This is a genomic window from Reyranella sp., assembly GCF_965279465.1.
Classification (GTDB): Bacteria; Pseudomonadota; Alphaproteobacteria; order Reyranellales; family Reyranellaceae; genus Reyranella.
In genome coordinates, this window is sequence record NZ_OZ257242.1 from 1058076 (window position 1) to 1073551 (window position 15476).

At 67.2% G+C, this 15476-nt stretch carries 15 protein-coding genes; 8 read left to right on the forward strand and 7 right to left on the reverse strand.

Annotated elements, in window-relative coordinates; all coding sequences use genetic code 11:
- Nucleotides 1–2: 2 nt before the first annotated feature.
- Nucleotides 3–401: a peptide-methionine (R)-S-oxide reductase MsrB gene (gene msrB, locus ACQY8M_RS05100; protein ID WP_428669514.1), complete on the forward strand. Its 399-nt coding sequence runs from the start codon at nt 3–5 to the stop codon at nt 399–401.
- 363 nt (nt 402–764) lie between these two features.
- Here msrB and ACQY8M_RS05105 read toward each other — a convergent pair whose 3' ends face one another.
- From ACQY8M_RS05105 to ACQY8M_RS05125, 5 genes are all read right to left on the reverse strand, one after another.
- Nucleotides 765–950: a type II toxin-antitoxin system VapB family antitoxin gene (locus tag ACQY8M_RS05105; protein ID WP_428669516.1), complete on the reverse strand. Its 186-nt coding sequence runs from the start codon at nt 948–950 to the stop codon at nt 765–767.
- Between the two features lie 123 nt (nt 951–1073).
- Nucleotides 1074–2033 carry an alpha/beta fold hydrolase gene (locus ACQY8M_RS05110; protein ID WP_428669518.1) on the reverse strand — a complete coding sequence of 320 codons (960 nt, stop codon included), beginning with the start codon at nt 2031–2033 and terminating at the stop codon, nt 1074–1076.
- Nucleotides 2030–3028 carry a YeeE/YedE family protein gene (locus tag ACQY8M_RS05115; RefSeq protein WP_428669520.1) on the reverse strand — a complete coding sequence of 333 codons (999 nt, stop codon included), beginning with the start codon at nt 3026–3028 and terminating at the stop codon, nt 2030–2032. Before ACQY8M_RS05115 ends, ACQY8M_RS05110 begins: the two co-directional genes overlap by 4 nt.
- 8 nt (nt 3029–3036) lie before the next feature.
- Nucleotides 3037–3903 (reverse strand): metal ABC transporter permease, encoded by an 867-nt coding sequence (locus ACQY8M_RS05120; protein WP_428669522.1) that lies wholly within the window; start codon nt 3901–3903, stop codon nt 3037–3039.
- A gap of 27 nt (nt 3904–3930) precedes the next feature.
- Entirely contained in the window at nt 3931–4674 is a 744-nt protein-coding gene (locus ACQY8M_RS05125; protein ID WP_428669524.1) for a metal ABC transporter ATP-binding protein, read from the reverse strand.
- Between the two features lie 199 nt (nt 4675–4873).
- On the opposite strand from ACQY8M_RS05125, the gene ACQY8M_RS05130 reads away from it, so the two are divergent.
- On the forward strand, nt 4874–5611 hold the full coding sequence (locus ACQY8M_RS05130) for a DUF1223 domain-containing protein (RefSeq protein WP_428669526.1): 738 nt from the start codon (nt 4874–4876) through the stop codon (nt 5609–5611).
- On the opposite strand, the gene ACQY8M_RS05135 is transcribed toward ACQY8M_RS05130, so the two are convergent.
- Nucleotides 5560–6555, reverse strand: coding sequence for a 2-dehydropantoate 2-reductase (locus tag ACQY8M_RS05135; protein ID WP_428669528.1), 996 nt, complete (start codon nt 6553–6555; stop codon nt 5560–5562). The two genes, ACQY8M_RS05130 and ACQY8M_RS05135, sit on opposite strands and share 52 nt — an antisense overlap.
- Nucleotides 6556–6718: 163 nt before the next feature.
- Between ACQY8M_RS05135 and ACQY8M_RS05140 the strand changes: the two genes are divergently transcribed.
- From ACQY8M_RS05140 to ACQY8M_RS05155, 4 genes are all read left to right on the forward strand, one after another.
- Nucleotides 6719–10114 (forward strand): helicase-related protein, encoded by a 3396-nt coding sequence (locus tag ACQY8M_RS05140; protein WP_428669530.1) that lies wholly within the window; start codon nt 6719–6721, stop codon nt 10112–10114.
- Nucleotides 10115–10126: 12 nt separating this feature from the next.
- Nucleotides 10127–10381, forward strand: a complete 255-nt coding sequence (locus ACQY8M_RS05145; protein WP_428669532.1) for an RNA-binding S4 domain-containing protein — start codon at nt 10127–10129, stop codon at nt 10379–10381.
- Nucleotides 10382–10444: 63 nt separating this feature from the next.
- Nucleotides 10445–10780 (forward strand): ferredoxin FdxA, encoded by a 336-nt coding sequence (fdxA, locus tag ACQY8M_RS05150; RefSeq protein WP_428669534.1) that lies wholly within the window; start codon nt 10445–10447, stop codon nt 10778–10780.
- A gap of 286 nt (nt 10781–11066) precedes the next feature.
- On the forward strand, nt 11067–11594 hold the full coding sequence (locus ACQY8M_RS05155; protein ID WP_428669536.1) for a CarD family transcriptional regulator: 528 nt from the start codon (nt 11067–11069) through the stop codon (nt 11592–11594).
- A gap of 167 nt (nt 11595–11761) precedes the next feature.
- On the opposite strand, the gene ACQY8M_RS05160 is transcribed toward ACQY8M_RS05155, so the two are convergent.
- The gene (locus ACQY8M_RS05160; RefSeq protein ID WP_428669538.1) at nt 11762–13174 is read right to left on the reverse strand and encodes a M48 family metalloprotease; all 1413 of its coding nucleotides are present in this window, start codon (nt 13172–13174) and stop codon (nt 11762–11764) included.
- Between the two features lie 114 nt (nt 13175–13288).
- Between ACQY8M_RS05160 and pip the strand changes: the two genes are divergently transcribed.
- Entirely contained in the window at nt 13289–14302 is a 1014-nt protein-coding gene (pip, locus tag ACQY8M_RS05165; protein WP_428669540.1) for a prolyl aminopeptidase, read from the forward strand.
- 23 nt (nt 14303–14325) lie between these two features.
- Nucleotides 14326–15381 (forward strand): TauD/TfdA family dioxygenase, encoded by a 1056-nt coding sequence (locus ACQY8M_RS05170; RefSeq protein WP_428669542.1) that lies wholly within the window; start codon nt 14326–14328, stop codon nt 15379–15381.
- Nucleotides 15382–15476 lie beyond the last annotated feature (95 nt).

A 15476-nucleotide genomic window follows, 5' to 3' on the forward strand; every position in this document is an offset into this window, starting at 1 on the left:
TCATGAGCACCAAGATCGAGAAGAGCGACGCGGAGTGGCAGACGGAGCTCGACCCGCTGCAGCATCACGTGCTGCGCAACCACGGCACCGAGCGGCCCTTCACCAGCCCGCTGAACAACGAGAAGCGCAAGGGCATCTTCCGCTGCGCCGGCTGCGGCGAGCCGCTGTTCGATTCCTCGACCAAGTACGAGAGCGGTTCGGGCTGGCCGAGCTTCTGGGCGCCAATGAGCGGTGGCGCGGTCGACACGACGAGCGATATCAGCCACGGCATGGTCCGCACCGAGGTCACCTGCGCCAAGTGCGGCGGCCATCTCGGCCACGTCTTCCCCGACGGCCCGCAGCCGACCGGCGACCGCTACTGCATGAACGGCGCGGCGCTCAAGTTCGAGGAGAAGAAGTAGCTACCGTGCCCGCTGGGCATCGAGCGTCAAATCGCCGGAGCGCCAAAGGCGTACAGCGGAAGGACCTTGTCACAACATTTAACGGCAAATTGTGGCGACGAGTCCCTCCACCGCGCCGAACTCTGCTTGGCTTCGGTCGGGACGACGGGCATGGGCCAAGTCGTCACGGCCAACTAGGGGCCAGTAACGACATAATCGCTACAATTACGAAGCGCGCATGTTCGACAAAGTTGTCATCCCGAGCGCAGCGAGGGATCTTTGGAGCAGCAGGAAAGATCCCTCGCTGCGCTCGGGATGACAGGGTCTTCGTCGCGGGCGTGATCTACCAATGGCGGACTTCGAGGCGATTTATTCGTCACAGGCCTAATCGTCGGGCCGAGCCTTGTGTGCATGTGCGATGTAAGCCTCCAGCGCCGCCGGGCTGGCCTCGATTTCCTGCAGCGCTTTGGGGGCAGCCCGCTTTATTGCTTCTTCGACGGGAAGCCCCGCGCGCCGAGCCAGCTCGTGCACGAGTTCCTCGGTTTCGCGGTCGTCGATATCGAAGGCCATCGCGTCCTCAAGTCGTCGGGGTGCTCGGCGGCGGAGGCGCCCGCGGCGGGTCCTCGCATTCCTGGGCGGTCGCGACAGTGGCCGAGGCGAGGAGCGCGGCAAGGACAAGGCTGAACAGTCTGGTCATGGCAACCCCTTCAGGAAGTCGATCAGCAGGCGGTTGACCTCGGCCGGCCGCTCCTGCTGCACCCAATGGCCGGCTCCGTCCAGAATGTGGCTGCCGCGCAGGCCAGGCAAGGTTTTGGGGAAGGCATCGAGCTGCGATTGCGCGGCCGGGAAACGCAGCACGCCGTCCTTGCTGCCGGCGATGAACAGCGACGGTTGGCGAATCGGCTGGCCACGCCACGGGCCGCCCAGCTCCCAGTTGCGCCGCAGGTTGCGGTACCAGTTCAGACCTCCGCGGAAGCCGGTGCGGGCGAACTCGCCGGCGTAGTAGTCGAGATCGGCTTCCGTCAGCCACGGCGGCAGCTCCGGCGGATCGACGGTGTTGCCGAGCAATGTGCCGGTGGTGAGCCGGGCGAAGCCCTTGCCCTTCTCGTCGAGCTCGCCGCCCGCCGTGTAGTAGATTCGGCGTAGCGCCGCCCGGATGTCCTGCTGCAGCTCGGCCTCGGGCACGCCGGGCTTCTGGAAATACTGCAGGTAGAAGTCGTTGATCCCGAGCTTGCCGAGCGCCGTCAGGATATCGACGTAGCCGGGTGGAACGTAGGGCACACTCATGCCGCAGACGGCGGTGAACAGGTCGGGCCGCCACAGCGCCGCGTGCCAGGCGACCGGCGCGCCCCAGTCATGGCCGACGATGACGGCGCTGGTCTCGCCCAGCGCCTTGACCAGCTCGGCCATGTCGCCGACCAGGTTGAACAGCGTGTACTGGTCGATCGGTTCGGGTGCCTCGGTGCCGCCGTAACCGCGCATGTCGGGCGCGACGGCGCGGAAGCCGGCCTCGCTCACCGCCGCGAGCTGGTGCCGCCAGGAGTACCAGCTCTCCGGCCAGCCGTGGCAGAACAGCACCAGCGGGCCGCTGCCGGCCTCGGCGTAGCGCATGTGGATGCTGTTGGCGGTGGTGGTCTTGAGAGTCACGGTCATGGTCGTTTCCTCCAGCGCCATTTCAGGGTCGCGGCAGCAGCCAGCACCATCGCGGGCAGGGCGATGAACGAGGTTGGCGCCAGCGAGGCGATGCCGGTGAGGCCATTGCCGACGGTGCAGCCCAGCGCCAGCACGCCGCCCACACCCATCAGCGCCGCGCCGGCTGTGTAGCGCAACATATCAGCCGGGCGCTCGAACCCGACCAGCTTGAAGTCGCGCTGCAGTGCGACGACCAGCAGTGCCCCAACGAAGACACCGGCCACGAAGGCGATGCCGAAATTGATCTTCGAGCCGGTCCAGGTCAGCAGGTAGATCAGCGCGTCGCCGCCGCCGCGCGTGACGTTGATGCTCTCGACCGTCGCCGGCTCGAACTCGTCGCCACCCAGGACGGCGGTCACGAGATAACCCGCCGGCACCAGTAGCCCGATCAGCGCGCCGCCGATCAGGTGCTTTGCCGGCACCCGCCGCCAGGCGATGAAGGCGAGCGCTGCCACGAGCACGGCACCTCCCACCGCGAGCGGCAGGGTCTGCTCGGCCAGCGTCACCGAGGTCGCGGCCATCAGCGCCGCGCGCGTCGGCGCCAGGATGCCGCGAATGGTGGCGTAGGCCACGAAGCCGAAGACGATGAAGGCGACGACGGAGCGCAGGTTTCCACCGGCCGCCAGCACGAGCATGCGCGTGCCGCAGCCCCCGGTCAGTACCATGCCGACGCCGAACAGCGCGCCACCCAGCAACGCACCGCCCCAGAACAGGGATGTCGGCAGGATCACCGCTTTGGAGATGTCGAGCCGGCCAGTCAGCACCAGCGCCTGCACGCCAATCAGGCCTACGACGATCGCCAGCACGAAGCCGCGTGCACGTGGCGCGTCCGGCCTGGTCAGCACGTCCTCGACGGCGCCGCGCAGGCAGAAACCCGACCAGCGGGCGAGCGCGCCGAAGCCGATGCCGACCGCGAAGGCGGCCAGCGCCACCTGCGCATTGTTCTCCAGAGCCATGCCGGAGATTAGCCGCGAAGGTGAACCGGATGCGACAGCCTTGCGCGCACCGACGCTCGCGACCCGAACAGCAGCGAGACGAGGAAGAAAAGGCTGGCGACCAGCACGATCACCGGGCCCGAGGGCAGGCCGGCATGGAACGACACCAGCAGGCCGATCGCACCCGACAGGAAAGCCATGGGGGCCGCGATCGCCGTCATCGACCAGACTTCGCGCGACCAGAACGACGAGGCGACCGCCGGCAGCAGCATGAGGCCGAGCGCCATGAGGGTCCCGAGCGCCTGGAAGGCCGCGACCATGTTCAGCACGGCCATCGCCAGGAAGAGATAATGATAAAGTGCGCCCTTCACACCCATGGCGGCGAGGAAGCCGGGATTGAAGCACTCGACCACCAGCGGCCGGTAGATCGCAGCCAAGCCAACCAGGGTGACGGTTGTCGTGCCGGCGATCAGGAACATCGCCTGGTCGTCGACCGCGAGAATCGCGCCGAACAGGATGTTCATCAGGTCGACCGCCGAGCCACGCAGCGACACGATCAGCACGCCGAGCGCCAGCGCAGTGAGATAGGCGGCAGCGAAGCTTGCATCCTCGCGCATCGAGGTGAAACGGGCGATCGCGCCGGAAACCAGCGCCGTCGTGATGCCAGCGAGGAAACCGCCGAGGCTCATCGCCGGCAGGGACAGCCCGCCCAGCAGGAAGCCCAGCGCCGCGCCCGGCAGCAGAGCATGCGCCAGCGCGTCACCCATCAGGCTCAGGCGCCGCAGGATCAGGAACACGCCGATCGACGAGCCCCCGACCGACAGGCAGAGGCTCGCCACCAGCGCCCGCTTCATGAAGCCGAAGTCGGCGAAGGGCGCGATCAGGAGATCGTACATTCTCCCGTCATCCCGACCGCGGCGACGTCACGCCGTCTTCCGCAGCGGCATCTCGCAGGCGCCCGCCTGGTCGTCCCACGCCTCGGCCATCGCGCGCGCGCGCAGCAGGTTCTCCGACGACAGCACGCGCGCGGTTGGACCGGAGTCGACCAGTTCGCGCGCCAGCAACAGGCTGTTGGGGAAGTCGTGGCGCACTTGGTCGAGGTCGTGCAGCACCGCGACGACGGTGCGCTTCTCGCTGCGCCAGCGCCGGATCAGCGCCATCAAGTCACCGACCGTCTTGGCGTCGATCGCGGCAAACGGCTCGTCGAGCAGCACGAGGTCGGCGTCCTGCAGCAGCAGACGCGCGAACAGCACGCGCTGGAACTGGCCGACCGAGAGCGTGTCGATCGGCCGGCGCTCGAAGCCCGACAGCCCGACCGCCTCGATCGCATGCTGCGCATCGTGCACGTCGATCCGCGCGGCCTTGCCGAAGGCGCCGAAGCGCGACCAGCGGCCCAGCAGCACGGTGTCGAGCACGGAGATCGGAAAGGTTCGGTCGATCTCCGCCTGCTGCGGCAGGTAGGCGATTCGCCTGGCCGTGCATTCGATACGGCCCTCGATGCGCGGCGCCAGCCCCATCAGGGCCTTGAGCAGGCTGCTCTTGCCCGCGCCGTTGGGTCCGACGATCGCCGTCATCTCGGCGGCCGGGATCTCGGCCGAGAGATGATGCACCGCCGGATGACGGTCGTAGCTTACCGTCAGATCCACGAGCTTCAGGGCTGCGGTCACAGCGCCCACCAGACACAGAGCCACAACAGGCCTGCCACACCGAGCGCCGCCGCGATGCGGGTCGAGGCGCTCATGGCGAGCAGGGCCGTGCCGGGTGAAACGGAGCCGTGCAACATCCCGAAGTGTTATAATATTACGTAAAATGAGTCTAACCGTTTGTTGATTGGAGAAGCGTCGGCGCGCTCATCATGTTCGCGTCATGTCCCTCCCCGGAAGACGTTCCCTCCTGATCGCCGGCGCGGGCCTCCTGGCCGGCCGCAGCGCCGCTGCGGTGCCGAAAGACGGCCCGTGGTCGATCGAGCTTTTCACCTCGCAAGGCTGCAGTTCTTGCCCGCCGGCCGATATGAATCTCGGCAAGCTCGCTGCGCGCCCGGACATCGTCGCTCTGTCCTTCCACGTCGATTACTGGGATTACATCGGGTGGAAAGACCGCTTTGCCAGTAAGGCGAACACCGAGCGGCAGCACGTCTACGCCCGCACCCTCAAGCAGCGCTACGTCTACACGCCGGAGATGGTGGTCGACGGCCGTGCCCACGAACCCGGCGTGAAGGAGCACGCGATCGAGGCCCTGTTGGCCGACGTCCGGCGCCAGTCGTCGAAGCGCGCCACCCCGAAGCTGAAACGTACCGCCAACGGCGCGCTGTCGATCTGGCTTGCCGCGGCGACGCTCGACCAGCCGGCCGATGTCGTCGTCTTCGCCTATGACCGCCGCCATTCGACGCCAGTCGAGCGCGGCGAGAACAACGGCCGACGGCTCGACAACTTCAACGTCGTTCGGCATTTCGAGCGCGTGAGCCGCTGGGATGGCGCTGAGCGACAATGGACCGTGCCGGCCGACCGCTTCCAGCCCGACCAGGGCATCGCGGTCCTCGTCCAGCAGGCCGATCAGGGTCCTGTTCTGGGCGCCAACAAGCTCGAGCTGCTGGCCGCCGGATAAAGCCCGCGCGACTGCGCAAAGAGCCGTGCCAGGCCGAGCAGCGCATCGATGTTCGGCGTCGCGACGCCGGTCCGCTTGCCGAGCTCGTGCACCACGGTGACAATGGCGTCGAGCTCGATCGGCCGGCCGCGTTCGGCATCGAGCAGCATCGAGGTCTTGAAGGCGCCGAGCTCGCGCGTGACGGCGTGGCGTTCCTCGGGAGTCTGGTCGATCGCGCAGCCGATTCGCGCGCCGATCGCCTGCGCCTCGAGCATCGCCGCCGAGCAGAAGTTGCGCACCAGGGGATCGTCGAGGATGCGATCGCCCGTGGCGCCGGTCAGCGCCGACACCGGGTTCATCGTCAGGTTGCCCCATAGTTTGTACCAGGCCTCGCTCCGGATCGCGGGCGACGAGGTCACGCTGAAGCCTGCGTTGGCCAACAGCGCGTGTACTGCGGCGAGGCGCGACGACGAGGCGCCATCCGGCTCGCCGATGATCAGGCCCATGCCGTTCTTGTGCGCTGCCACACCCGGCGCTTCGGTCGCGGCGCTGAGATGCACGACGCAGCCGATGACATGCGGGAGAGGGATCGCCTTTGCAACCGCACCGCCCGGATCGATGCTGCCGAGATCCGGCATGAACCACCACGGCACGCCGTTCATCGCCGGCAGCACGATAGTGGAGGGTCCGAGCAGCGGGGTCACGGACTCGGCAAGAGCGGCCGTCACCGGTGCCTTGACCGCGATGATAACGAGATCCCGCGGCCCGAGCTCGCGCGCGTCGTTCGACACCTCAGCGGCGGGGCCGGAGAGCAACTGGCCTCCCTGCTTCAGCCGCCAGCCGTGCGTGCGCAATGCCACGAGCGTCTCACCCCGGGCAAGCGCGCCCACCTCCACACCAGAGGCGGCAAGCCGTGTTCCAATGAGACCGCCGACCGCGCCGGCGCCCACGATGCAGATTTTCATGGGGTGACGATAGCACCGGCGGGGAGGGTCTCGATCTCTCTTTCACGATCCTGCTCCGGCCATCAAATCCTCTCCCGACTTCGCGGGAGGAACGGGTATGGAGGGTCCTCATGACCTCCTTCCAAGCCTTGCTTCCGCCGCATCGGCGCGCCAAGGTCGGTCCATGTCGTCCTCCCGCGCCGACGGCCGCCTGACCGCCGTTCTCGGCCCGACCAATACCGGCAAAACCTACCTCGCGATCGAACGCATGCTGGGCCACGAGTCCGGCATGATCGGCTTCCCGCTGCGCCTGCTGGCGCGCGAGAACTACGACCGCATCGTCAAGATCAAGGGCGCGCACCAGGTCGCGCTGATCACCGGCGAGGAGAAGATCATCCCGCCCGGCGCGCGTTACTTCGTCTGCACCGTCGAATCGATGCCGCTCGACCGCGTGGTCTCCTTCCTCGCCGTCGACGAGGTGCAGATGGCGGCCGATCCCGAGCGCGGCCATTTCTTCACCGACCGCATCCTCTACGCACGCGGCATGAACGAGACCATGCTGCTCGGCGCCGACACCATCCGCCCGGTGCTGAACAGACTACTGCCCGACATCGATGTCGTGGCGCGGCCGCGATTCTCCAAGCTGTCGTACGTCGGGCCGAAGAAGGCGACGCGGCTGCCGGCCCGCTCGGCAGTGGTCGGCTTCTCGGCCAACGAGGTCTATGCCATCGCCGAGCTGATCCGCCGCCAGCGCGGCGGCACGGCCATCGTGATGGGCGCGCTCAGCCCGCGCACGCGCAACGCCCAGGTCGACATGTTCCAGTCGGGCGAGGTCGACTACCTGGTCGCGACCGACGCGATCGGCATGGGCCTCAATATGGACGTGAACCACGTCTGGTTCGCCTCGCTGCGCAAATATGACGGCCGCCAGCTGCGCGGGCTGCGCGACGTCGAGATCGCCCAGATCGCCGGCCGTGCCGGCCGGCACATGAACGACGGCACCTTCGGCACCACGATCGATGTCGGCGGGCTGGACGAGGAAACCGTCGAGGCGATCGAAAATCACCGGTTCGACCCGCTGCGCGAGCTGCAATGGCGCAACGCGGAACTCGACTTCCGCTCCATTCCGGCCCTGATCGCGTCACTCAACGAACCGCCACCTCATGCCGCACTGCAGCGGGTGCGCGAGCAGGACGACCAGGTCGCGCTGCAGACTTTGGCGCAAATGTCGGATTTTCTGCCCCGCCTGCACGCACCCAAGAGAGTGAAGCTTCTATGGGAGGTGTGTCAGGTCCCGGATTTCCGCAAGACCATGACGGAAGAGCACACCACCTTGCTCGGTCAGCTTTTCCAGCATCTCAGTCAGGGTGGCGAGCGTTTGCCCGAGGACTGGATCGACAGCCACGTCAAACGACTCGAGCGTTTCGATGGCGACATTGACACGTTGATGACACGCATCGCGCACGTGCGGACCTGGACCTACATTTCGCATCGTGCCGACTGGATTCAGCGTGCCGCCCATTGGCAGGAGCGCGCGCGCGCTATAGAGGACCGGCTGTCGGACGTGCTGCATCAACGTTTGACGCAAAGGTTTGTCGATAGACGAGCGGCGTTGCTTGTACGAAGATTGCGCGATGAGGGTGAAATGACGACGTCGGTCGCTGAAGCGGGCGAGGTCATTGTCGAGGGCGAACATCTCGGACGCATCGAGGGCTTCCGGTTCATTCCCGACACGACCGAAGGCCCCGATGGAAAAGTGACGGACCAGAAGGCCGTTCTGAGCGCGGCACTGCGCGCCTTGCGCGAAAATTTGCCGACACGTCTGCAGGCCTTCACGTCCGCGCCGGACGGCGGGCTGGTGTTCGACTCGCAGTTGCGGATTTGCTGGGGTGGCGGACCGGTCGCCCGCCTGCTGCCGAGCGGGGACGTGCTGGCGCCCAAGGTCGAGGCGCTGTCGTCCGACCTGCTCGACGGGCCGGCGCGCGAGGAAGTGCGCAAGCGCGTTGCCACCTGGGTCGAGACGCGCATTCGGCTCGGCCTGTCGGAAATGATGGATGCGCGCGCGACCCTGGAACAGCTGCCGGCCGGCGCGCGCGGCATCATCTTCCAGCTCTGCGAGAATCTCGGCGTGCTGCCGCGTCGTCCGATCGAGCAGCAAATGGCGGATCTCGGCGAAGAGGACCGCAAGGCACTGGCCAAGCTCGGCGTCCGGGTCGGCGTCTATTCGCTCTATTTCCCGAGCATGCTGAAGCCGGTGCCGATCCGCTTGCGCGCCGGGCTCTGGATGGTCGCCCGCAACCGCGATTCCATCCCGCCTCTGCCGATCGAGGGCCGCACCTCGATGGATCTGCCGCAAGGTGCCGAACGCGACTTCTACGGCGCGATCGGCTACCTGCCGCTCGGCAACCATGCGATTCGCGCCGACATGGTCGAGCGGCTGGCCGCCATGGCACGCGCGGCGGTGCGCGACAGCCGCGAGAACGCGCGCCGCGCCCAGCAGGAGAAGCAGGAAAAGCGCGAGCCGCGAGAACGGCCCGAGAGACGGAGCGACGCCAGAGGCGCGTCGGCGAGCGAAGCCGCTGCACCGCCGATCCCGCCACCGGCGACCGATGCCGAGATCAGTGAATGGGCGATTGTTGCCGCTGCGTTCGGCGAGAACGATCCGACCCGGGAACCGGCCAGCGACTCCGCTCCCGCCCGCAACGAGGAGCCTGTCGCCGAAACGGCGCCGCCTGTCGAGGTTGCTCCGAGCGCGGAGGTCGCTCCTGTCGTCGAGGCCGCTGCGGAGTCCGAGCCGGTATCTGCGTCTGCGACCGAGACCGCCTATGCGACCGAGGAGACTCCGCCTCCGGCTGATAACGCGACGCCCGACGAGGTGACGGCAGAAGCGCCAGCAAGCGAAGAGACTGCACCCGAGGAGGCACGGCCCGAAGAGGAGCAGCCGCTCGAGGCGAGGAAAGCGCAAGCGGCGAGGCCCGCCGGTCCGCGGCCGCTGCCGCCCGGCTGGTTCCGCGCCACGCCGCAGATGATGTCGCTGGTCGGCTGCTCCGAGCCCGAGATGGCCGACGTGCTGCGCGGCTTGGGCTACCGCGTGCATCCGCCGACCGACGAGACCGGGCCGCTGCATGCGTTTTCGGTCAAGCCACGCTTCGTGCGCGAGCGCGAGGAGCAGCGCGAGCGGCAGCGCCTGGAAGAGCGCGAACGTCGCGAGCAGCGCCGTCGAGAACGGCCGGAACGGCCGAACGAACGGCAATTCTTCGCCGACGCGCCCCGTCGAGATGGTCCCCATCGCGATGGGCCTCCTCGCGACGGCGCCAACCGCAGTGGGCCGCCCCGTGGCGGCGCCGATCGCGGCCCTCGGCCGGAAGGCCAGAGGCCCGATGGGCCGCGGACCGATCGCAAGGACGGTCCGCGCAAGGATGGACCGCCACGGGACGATCGCCGGGGTCCGCGCCCGCCGCGCCGCGACACCGGGGGACCGGCGCTGCGACTTTACGCCACGACGGAGAAGAAGGGCGAGACGGCGTCCGATTCGCCCTTCGCCAAGCTGCTCGAGCTCAAGCTCGGTGGAAAGAAATAATCCGTCGCGCCGATGCGGCTCGACAAATGGCTCTGGCATGCGCGCTTCTTCAAGACCCGTTCGCTTGCCCAGCGCTATGTCGAGAAGGCACGCTGCCGGCTCGACGGCCGGGTCACCGACAAGCCGCATGCTACCGTGGCGCCAGGCATGGTGCTGACCTTCGCGCTCGGGCCAAAGGTGCGCGTGGTCCGGATTCTCGCACTGGGCGAGCGTCGTGGACCGGCGCCCGAAGCGCGCACGTTGTATGACGAAATCGAAGGGGTGTGATGCAGCCTTGCGTCTGCGTCTCGCACACGTTAAGCAGCCCGCCGCTCGTTCCTGGAGCTAGTGATGACCTACGTCGTGACCGAAGCTTGCATCAAGTGCAAGTACATGGACTGCGTTGAAGTCTGCCCTGTCGATTGCTTCTACGAGGGCGAGAACATGCTGGTCATCAATCCGGATGAGTGCATCGACTGCGGCGTCTGCGAGCCGGAATGCCCGCCCAAGGCGATCGTACCCGACACCGAGAAGGGCATGGAGCAATGGCTGGAGGTCAACCGCGACCTCTCGGCGCAGTGGCCCAATATTACCCGCAAAGGCGAGGCCCCAGCCGACGCCGACGAATTCCGGGACGTGCCGGACAAGTACGCTAAATACTTTAGCAATAAGCCCGCGAAGCGCTAGATTTAGCCGTTCCTCAGTCCTTTTACGCGTCCTTTGCGATAGGCATGCAGCCTCCGCATGGGCGGAGCGTTGCCAAAATGCAACATTTTGCGCGACTCCGAGAGGAAATTCTGTTATAAAGATGGGGCTGGAAGCGGTCCGGGGTCCGGGTCGTCACTGGCTCGGCGCCTCATCGGTATCCGATTGCAACTTACCGATACTGGGCATCGGGTCAAGCACGCAGGGGAGCGTGTGTGACGGGTCGCGGTATCGCCAAATGCGGGGTTGAAGAGTGAAGGAACTCGACATGGCCAAGCCGAAGAAGGCAGTGCCGAAGGCTACTGTGTTTGCTTTCGAGAAGGGCGATTTCGTCGTTTACCCGACCCATGGTGTGGGCCGGGTGGTCGATATCGAGGCGAAGGAGATCGCCGGGCACAAGCTGGAGCTGTTCGTGATCTCGTTCGAGCAGGAGCGCATGATGCTGCGCGTTCCCGTTGCCAAGGCGAAGATCTCGGGTCTGCGCAAGCTCAGCTCGCGCAAGATCATGGAGAGCGCGCTGGTAACCCTGAAGGGCCGCAGCCGCGTCAGCCGCGCGATGTGGAACCGCCGCGCGCAGGAATACGAAGCCAAAATCAACTCGGGCGACCCGGTGTCGATCGCCGAGGTCGTGCGTGATCTGCATCGCAATGCCGGCCAGCCCGACCAGTCCTACAGCGAGCGGCAGATCTACGAGGCCGCCCTCGACCGCTTGGCCCGCGAGCTCGCCGCCGTCGAGCGGATCGACAAGGATCTGGCGACGCAGAAGCTGAACAGCGTCCTGCAGAAGGTCGCCTGATCGGCGATCGTCCGATATCTACGAAAGAGCGGCCGGCGAAAACCGGCCGCTTTTTTCATGGGAGCGTGCGCCTCCAGCAAGTGCTCATGCACTTCCGGACCGCGAGCCTCTGGCTCGCTCACGCGCATGAGCGAGCCAGAGGCTCGCGGTCCGGAAGTGCATGAGCATCAGGGCTCGACGATCTTCACCTGGTCGCGCCGCGCAAAGCCCGCCGCATCGTCGACCCCGTTCAGGGCAAGCAATCGCTCGAGCTTGAGGTCGGGATAGGGCATCCGGGCGGCATAGGCCGCCGCCGAGCCACCGCTGCGGGGCACGACACGCAGACGATAGGGCCGCAGCGCCGCCGCTTCCGCCGGCGTCAGGTCACGGAAGCTGCGCGTCGCCTCGACCATGGCGGCGATCCGCCGGTCGCGGTCGGCTCCGTCGCTCAAAAGATTGAAATAGCAGATGCCGTCGGGCCGCCGGATGATTACGTAGCGCACCTGGCTGAGGCCGGTGTCGGAGCCGCGCGGGCGGGCGCCGATTGCCGCCTCCGCGCCACCGATCTCGGTCGACTGGATGTCGGTCGGTGTCGGTTGCAGCTTGTTGCGCATCCAGTCGTCCAGCCTGCCCGGCACGCTGCCGGCCTTGCAGGTGAAATAAAGCAGCGAGCGATCGCTGCCGACGCCCAGCACACCCTCGTGGTCGTTGTAGAGCCTGAAATCGCGCGGGGCGCTGAACGCGATGCGCATCGTGGGATGCTGGAAGGTCGGCCCGCGCACAAAGCCTTCCTCGGGCGGATCGTCGACCGACATGCCGTCGATCACCGCGAGATAGCCGGCCCGGCCGCTCTCGCCTGTCGGCCCGACCCCGGCGGCGCCGCGCAGCGCCACGAGACGGTCGTCGGCTGCCGGATGGGTCGACAAGGCACTCGGCTCGCGGCTGTCCTCGGGCTGCCCGTAGATCTGGTCCTCGAGAGCCGACTGGCGCCGCAATTTCTCGATCAGCGTGATCATGGCATCGCCGCGATAGCCGGCGCGCGTGATGTATCCGACGCCGACTCGATCGGCCTCGAGTTCCTGGTCACGCGAATAGCGGCGCAGCCTGATCAGCCCGTCGCGCGCCACCGAGCGGCCGACCGTGATCGAGCCGGTCTTCATCGCGGCTTCGACGGCGGCATCCATCACGACGCGGCGCTCCCGCTCGCGCTGGGCGGCATGGCGTTCGGTGAGGTGCCCGAGCTCGTGGGCCATCGCGGCGGCGAGCTCGGCCTCGTCATCCATCAGGGCGAGCAGGCCTCGCGTCACGAAAACGTAGCCGTTCGACAAGGCGTGGGCGTTGGCCACCGGCTGGTCGAGGACGAAAAAGCGATAGCTGCCGGGCACGCTGGCCTGGCTGACCAGCCGCTGTCCGACCCGGTTGACGAAAGCCTGCAGCTCCGGGGAGCGATAGGCCGGCCCGACCGCCTTCTCGACCTCGCTCGGCAGCGTGTCGCCGCCTTGCGCGACAGGACCGGCGGTTTGCGGTGAAATGCTGCCGGGCGTGCAACCGCAGGCCAGCGCCGCCAGCAGCAGGAGAGCGACAAGACTGCGAAAAACCACTATGCCTCCAACCACGCCCGCCATGAGGTTATGCGCCCGCGCGCCGCACAAGCAAACGGTCGCGAGGCTGGAATGACAACAGCCGCTGTGGCACTGATGAGGACGGAAAGTCGCATGCCGCGTTCAGAGACACCTCTTCGTTCCGACCTGTTCTCGGAAATCTCGCCCTATGCCAGCGGCATGCTGGCGGTCGACGGGCGGCACACGATCTATTGGGAGCAGAGCGGCAATCCCGAAGGCGTTCCGGTCGTCTTCCTGCACGGCGGGCCGGGCGCCGGCTCGGCGCCGGTCCATCGCCGCTTCTTCGATCCGCAGTTCTATCGCATCGTGGTGTTCGATCAGCGCGGCTGCGGCCGCTCGATGCCGCTCGGCGACCTGCGCGACAACACGACCGGCCACCTCGTCGGCGACATGGAGAAGCTGCGCGTTCATCTCGGCATCCCGCGCTGGCTGCTGTTCGGCGGCTCGTGGGGCAGCACGCTTGCGCTGGCCTACGGCATCAGCCATCCGGAACGCACCACCGGATTCATCCTGCGCGGCATCTTCCTCGGCGCGAAGCCGGAGATCGACTGGTTCCTCCACGGCATGCGCGCGATCTTCCCCGAGGCTTGGCGCGAGTTCGCCGAGCATCTGCCGGCCAGCGAGCGCGGCGATCTGCTGGGCAACTACTATCGCCGCCTGATCGATCGCAGCCCCGACATCCACCGGCCCGCGGCGCGCGCCTGGAGCCGCTACGAAGCGGCCTGCTCTACGCTTTATCCGACCGCGCGCGCGCCGTTCGAGTCCGACCACGGCGGGTTCGCCCTGGCACTGTCGCGCATCGAGGCCCATTACTTCTGCAACGCCACCTTCGTGCCCGAAGGCTGGCCGTGGAACGATCTCGGCAAGGTGCGCAACCTGCCCTGCACGATCGTCCAGGGCCGCTACGACATCGTCTGCCCGCCGGTCACCGCCGAGGCGCTGTCCCGCGCCTGGCCCGAGGCGCGTTTCGTGATCGTGCCCGATGCCGGCCACAGTGCGCTCGAACCCGGCATCCGTGCCGCGCTGGTCAACGCCACCGAAAGCCACCGCCTGTCGGTTGCCGACGAACAGCTGTTCGCGCCGCGCTTCCCCTGGGAAGCTGCCTGACGCTCCCAGAGGGAGGAATCGCCATGACATTCGAGCTGCCGCCGGAGCAGACCGGCGCCGCCGCCTGGTACGGGCCCGAGATGGCCAGGCGCACGGATTGGCAGATGCCGTTGTCGCCGGCCGAGGTCGCCGAAGTCGAAGCCGCCACCAGGGCGCTAGCGTCACGAGAAGCCGACATCGCCGCGATCACGCCCGCGGCGTTCCCGCTGCCGACGCTGGGCGCTCGGCTCAAGGCGCGGGTCGAGGACGAAGTGTTGAATGGTCGCGGCTTCCTTCTGCTGCGTGGCCTGCCGGTCGAGCGCTGGACGATGCGCGAGTCGGCGACCGCCTTCTACGGCCTCGGCGCGCATCTCGGCAGCGCGCGCTCTCAGAACGGCAAGGGCCATGTGCTGGGCCACGTCCAGGATCTCGGCCTCGCCTCGAACGATCCCAACGTGCGCATCTACCAGACGCACGAGCGGCAGACCTTCCACACCGATTCCTGCGACATCGTCGGCCTGCTCTGCCTACGGACCGCGAAGTCGGGTGGCCTGTCGGCGCTGGTCAGCTCAACCACGATCTTCAACGAGATGCGCCGCCGGCGGCCCGACCTGCTGAAGCTGCTGTTCGAACCGGCCCCCACCGATCGGCGCGGCGAGGTGCCGGAAGGCCAGAAGCCCTATTTCGAAATCCCGCTGTTCAACTGGTTCCAAGGCTATCTGACGGCAATCTACCAACGCCAGTACATCGATTCGGCGCAGCGCTTCCCCGACGCGCCGCGGCTCGCGCCGGCGCATGTCGAGGCGCTCGACATGTTCGACGCGCTGACCAACGACCCTGCGCTCAACATGTTCATGGAGTTCAAGCCGGGCGACGTGCAGCTGGTGCACAACCATACGATCCTGCACGACCGCACCGCCTTCGTGGACTGGCCCGAACCCGAGCGGCGGCGTCATCTGCTGCGCCTGTGGCTCGCGGCCGACCATGCCCGGCCGCTGCCGCCGGTGTTCGCGCAACGCTACGGCAGCGTCGAGATTGGCGATCGCGGCGGCATCATCGTGCGCGGCACAAAGCTGCAGGCACCGCTGGCAGCGGTTTGACGGGAGTTCTTGCGCCGATCGCACGAGCAGGCGAGAGGAGCCCGTGCAAGGCGCCCGGCAAGGTGATTGTGTAACAGCGACACGATCCCTAGTGT

Bases quoted from the DNA above. Each gene is read 5' to 3' on its own strand.
- msrB (WP_428669514.1), top strand. From the start codon at position 3: ATGAGCACCAAGATCGAGAAGAGCGACGCGGAGTGGCAGACGGAGCTC.
- ACQY8M_RS05105 (WP_428669516.1), bottom strand. From the start codon at position 950: ATGGCCTTCGATATCGACGACCGCGAAACCGAGGAACTCGTGCACGAG.
- ACQY8M_RS05110 (WP_428669518.1), bottom strand. From the start codon at position 2,033: ATGACCGTGACTCTCAAGACCACCACCGCCAACAGCATCCACATGCGC.
- ACQY8M_RS05115 (WP_428669520.1), bottom strand. From the start codon at position 3,028: ATGGCTCTGGAGAACAATGCGCAGGTGGCGCTGGCCGCCTTCGCGGTC.
- ACQY8M_RS05120 (WP_428669522.1), bottom strand. From the start codon at position 3,903: ATGTACGATCTCCTGATCGCGCCCTTCGCCGACTTCGGCTTCATGAAG.
- ACQY8M_RS05130 (WP_428669526.1), top strand. From the start codon at position 4,874: ATGTCCCTCCCCGGAAGACGTTCCCTCCTGATCGCCGGCGCGGGCCTC.
- ACQY8M_RS05135 (WP_428669528.1), bottom strand. From the start codon at position 6,555: ATGAAAATCTGCATCGTGGGCGCCGGCGCGGTCGGCGGTCTCATTGGA.
- ACQY8M_RS05140 (WP_428669530.1), top strand. From the start codon at position 6,719: ATGTCGTCCTCCCGCGCCGACGGCCGCCTGACCGCCGTTCTCGGCCCG.
- ACQY8M_RS05145 (WP_428669532.1), top strand. From the start codon at position 10,127: ATGCGGCTCGACAAATGGCTCTGGCATGCGCGCTTCTTCAAGACCCGT.
- fdxA (WP_428669534.1), top strand. From the start codon at position 10,445: ATGACCTACGTCGTGACCGAAGCTTGCATCAAGTGCAAGTACATGGAC.
- ACQY8M_RS05155 (WP_428669536.1), top strand. From the start codon at position 11,067: ATGGCCAAGCCGAAGAAGGCAGTGCCGAAGGCTACTGTGTTTGCTTTC.
- pip (WP_428669540.1), top strand. From the start codon at position 13,289: ATGCCGCGTTCAGAGACACCTCTTCGTTCCGACCTGTTCTCGGAAATC.
- ACQY8M_RS05170 (WP_428669542.1), top strand. From the start codon at position 14,326: ATGACATTCGAGCTGCCGCCGGAGCAGACCGGCGCCGCCGCCTGGTAC.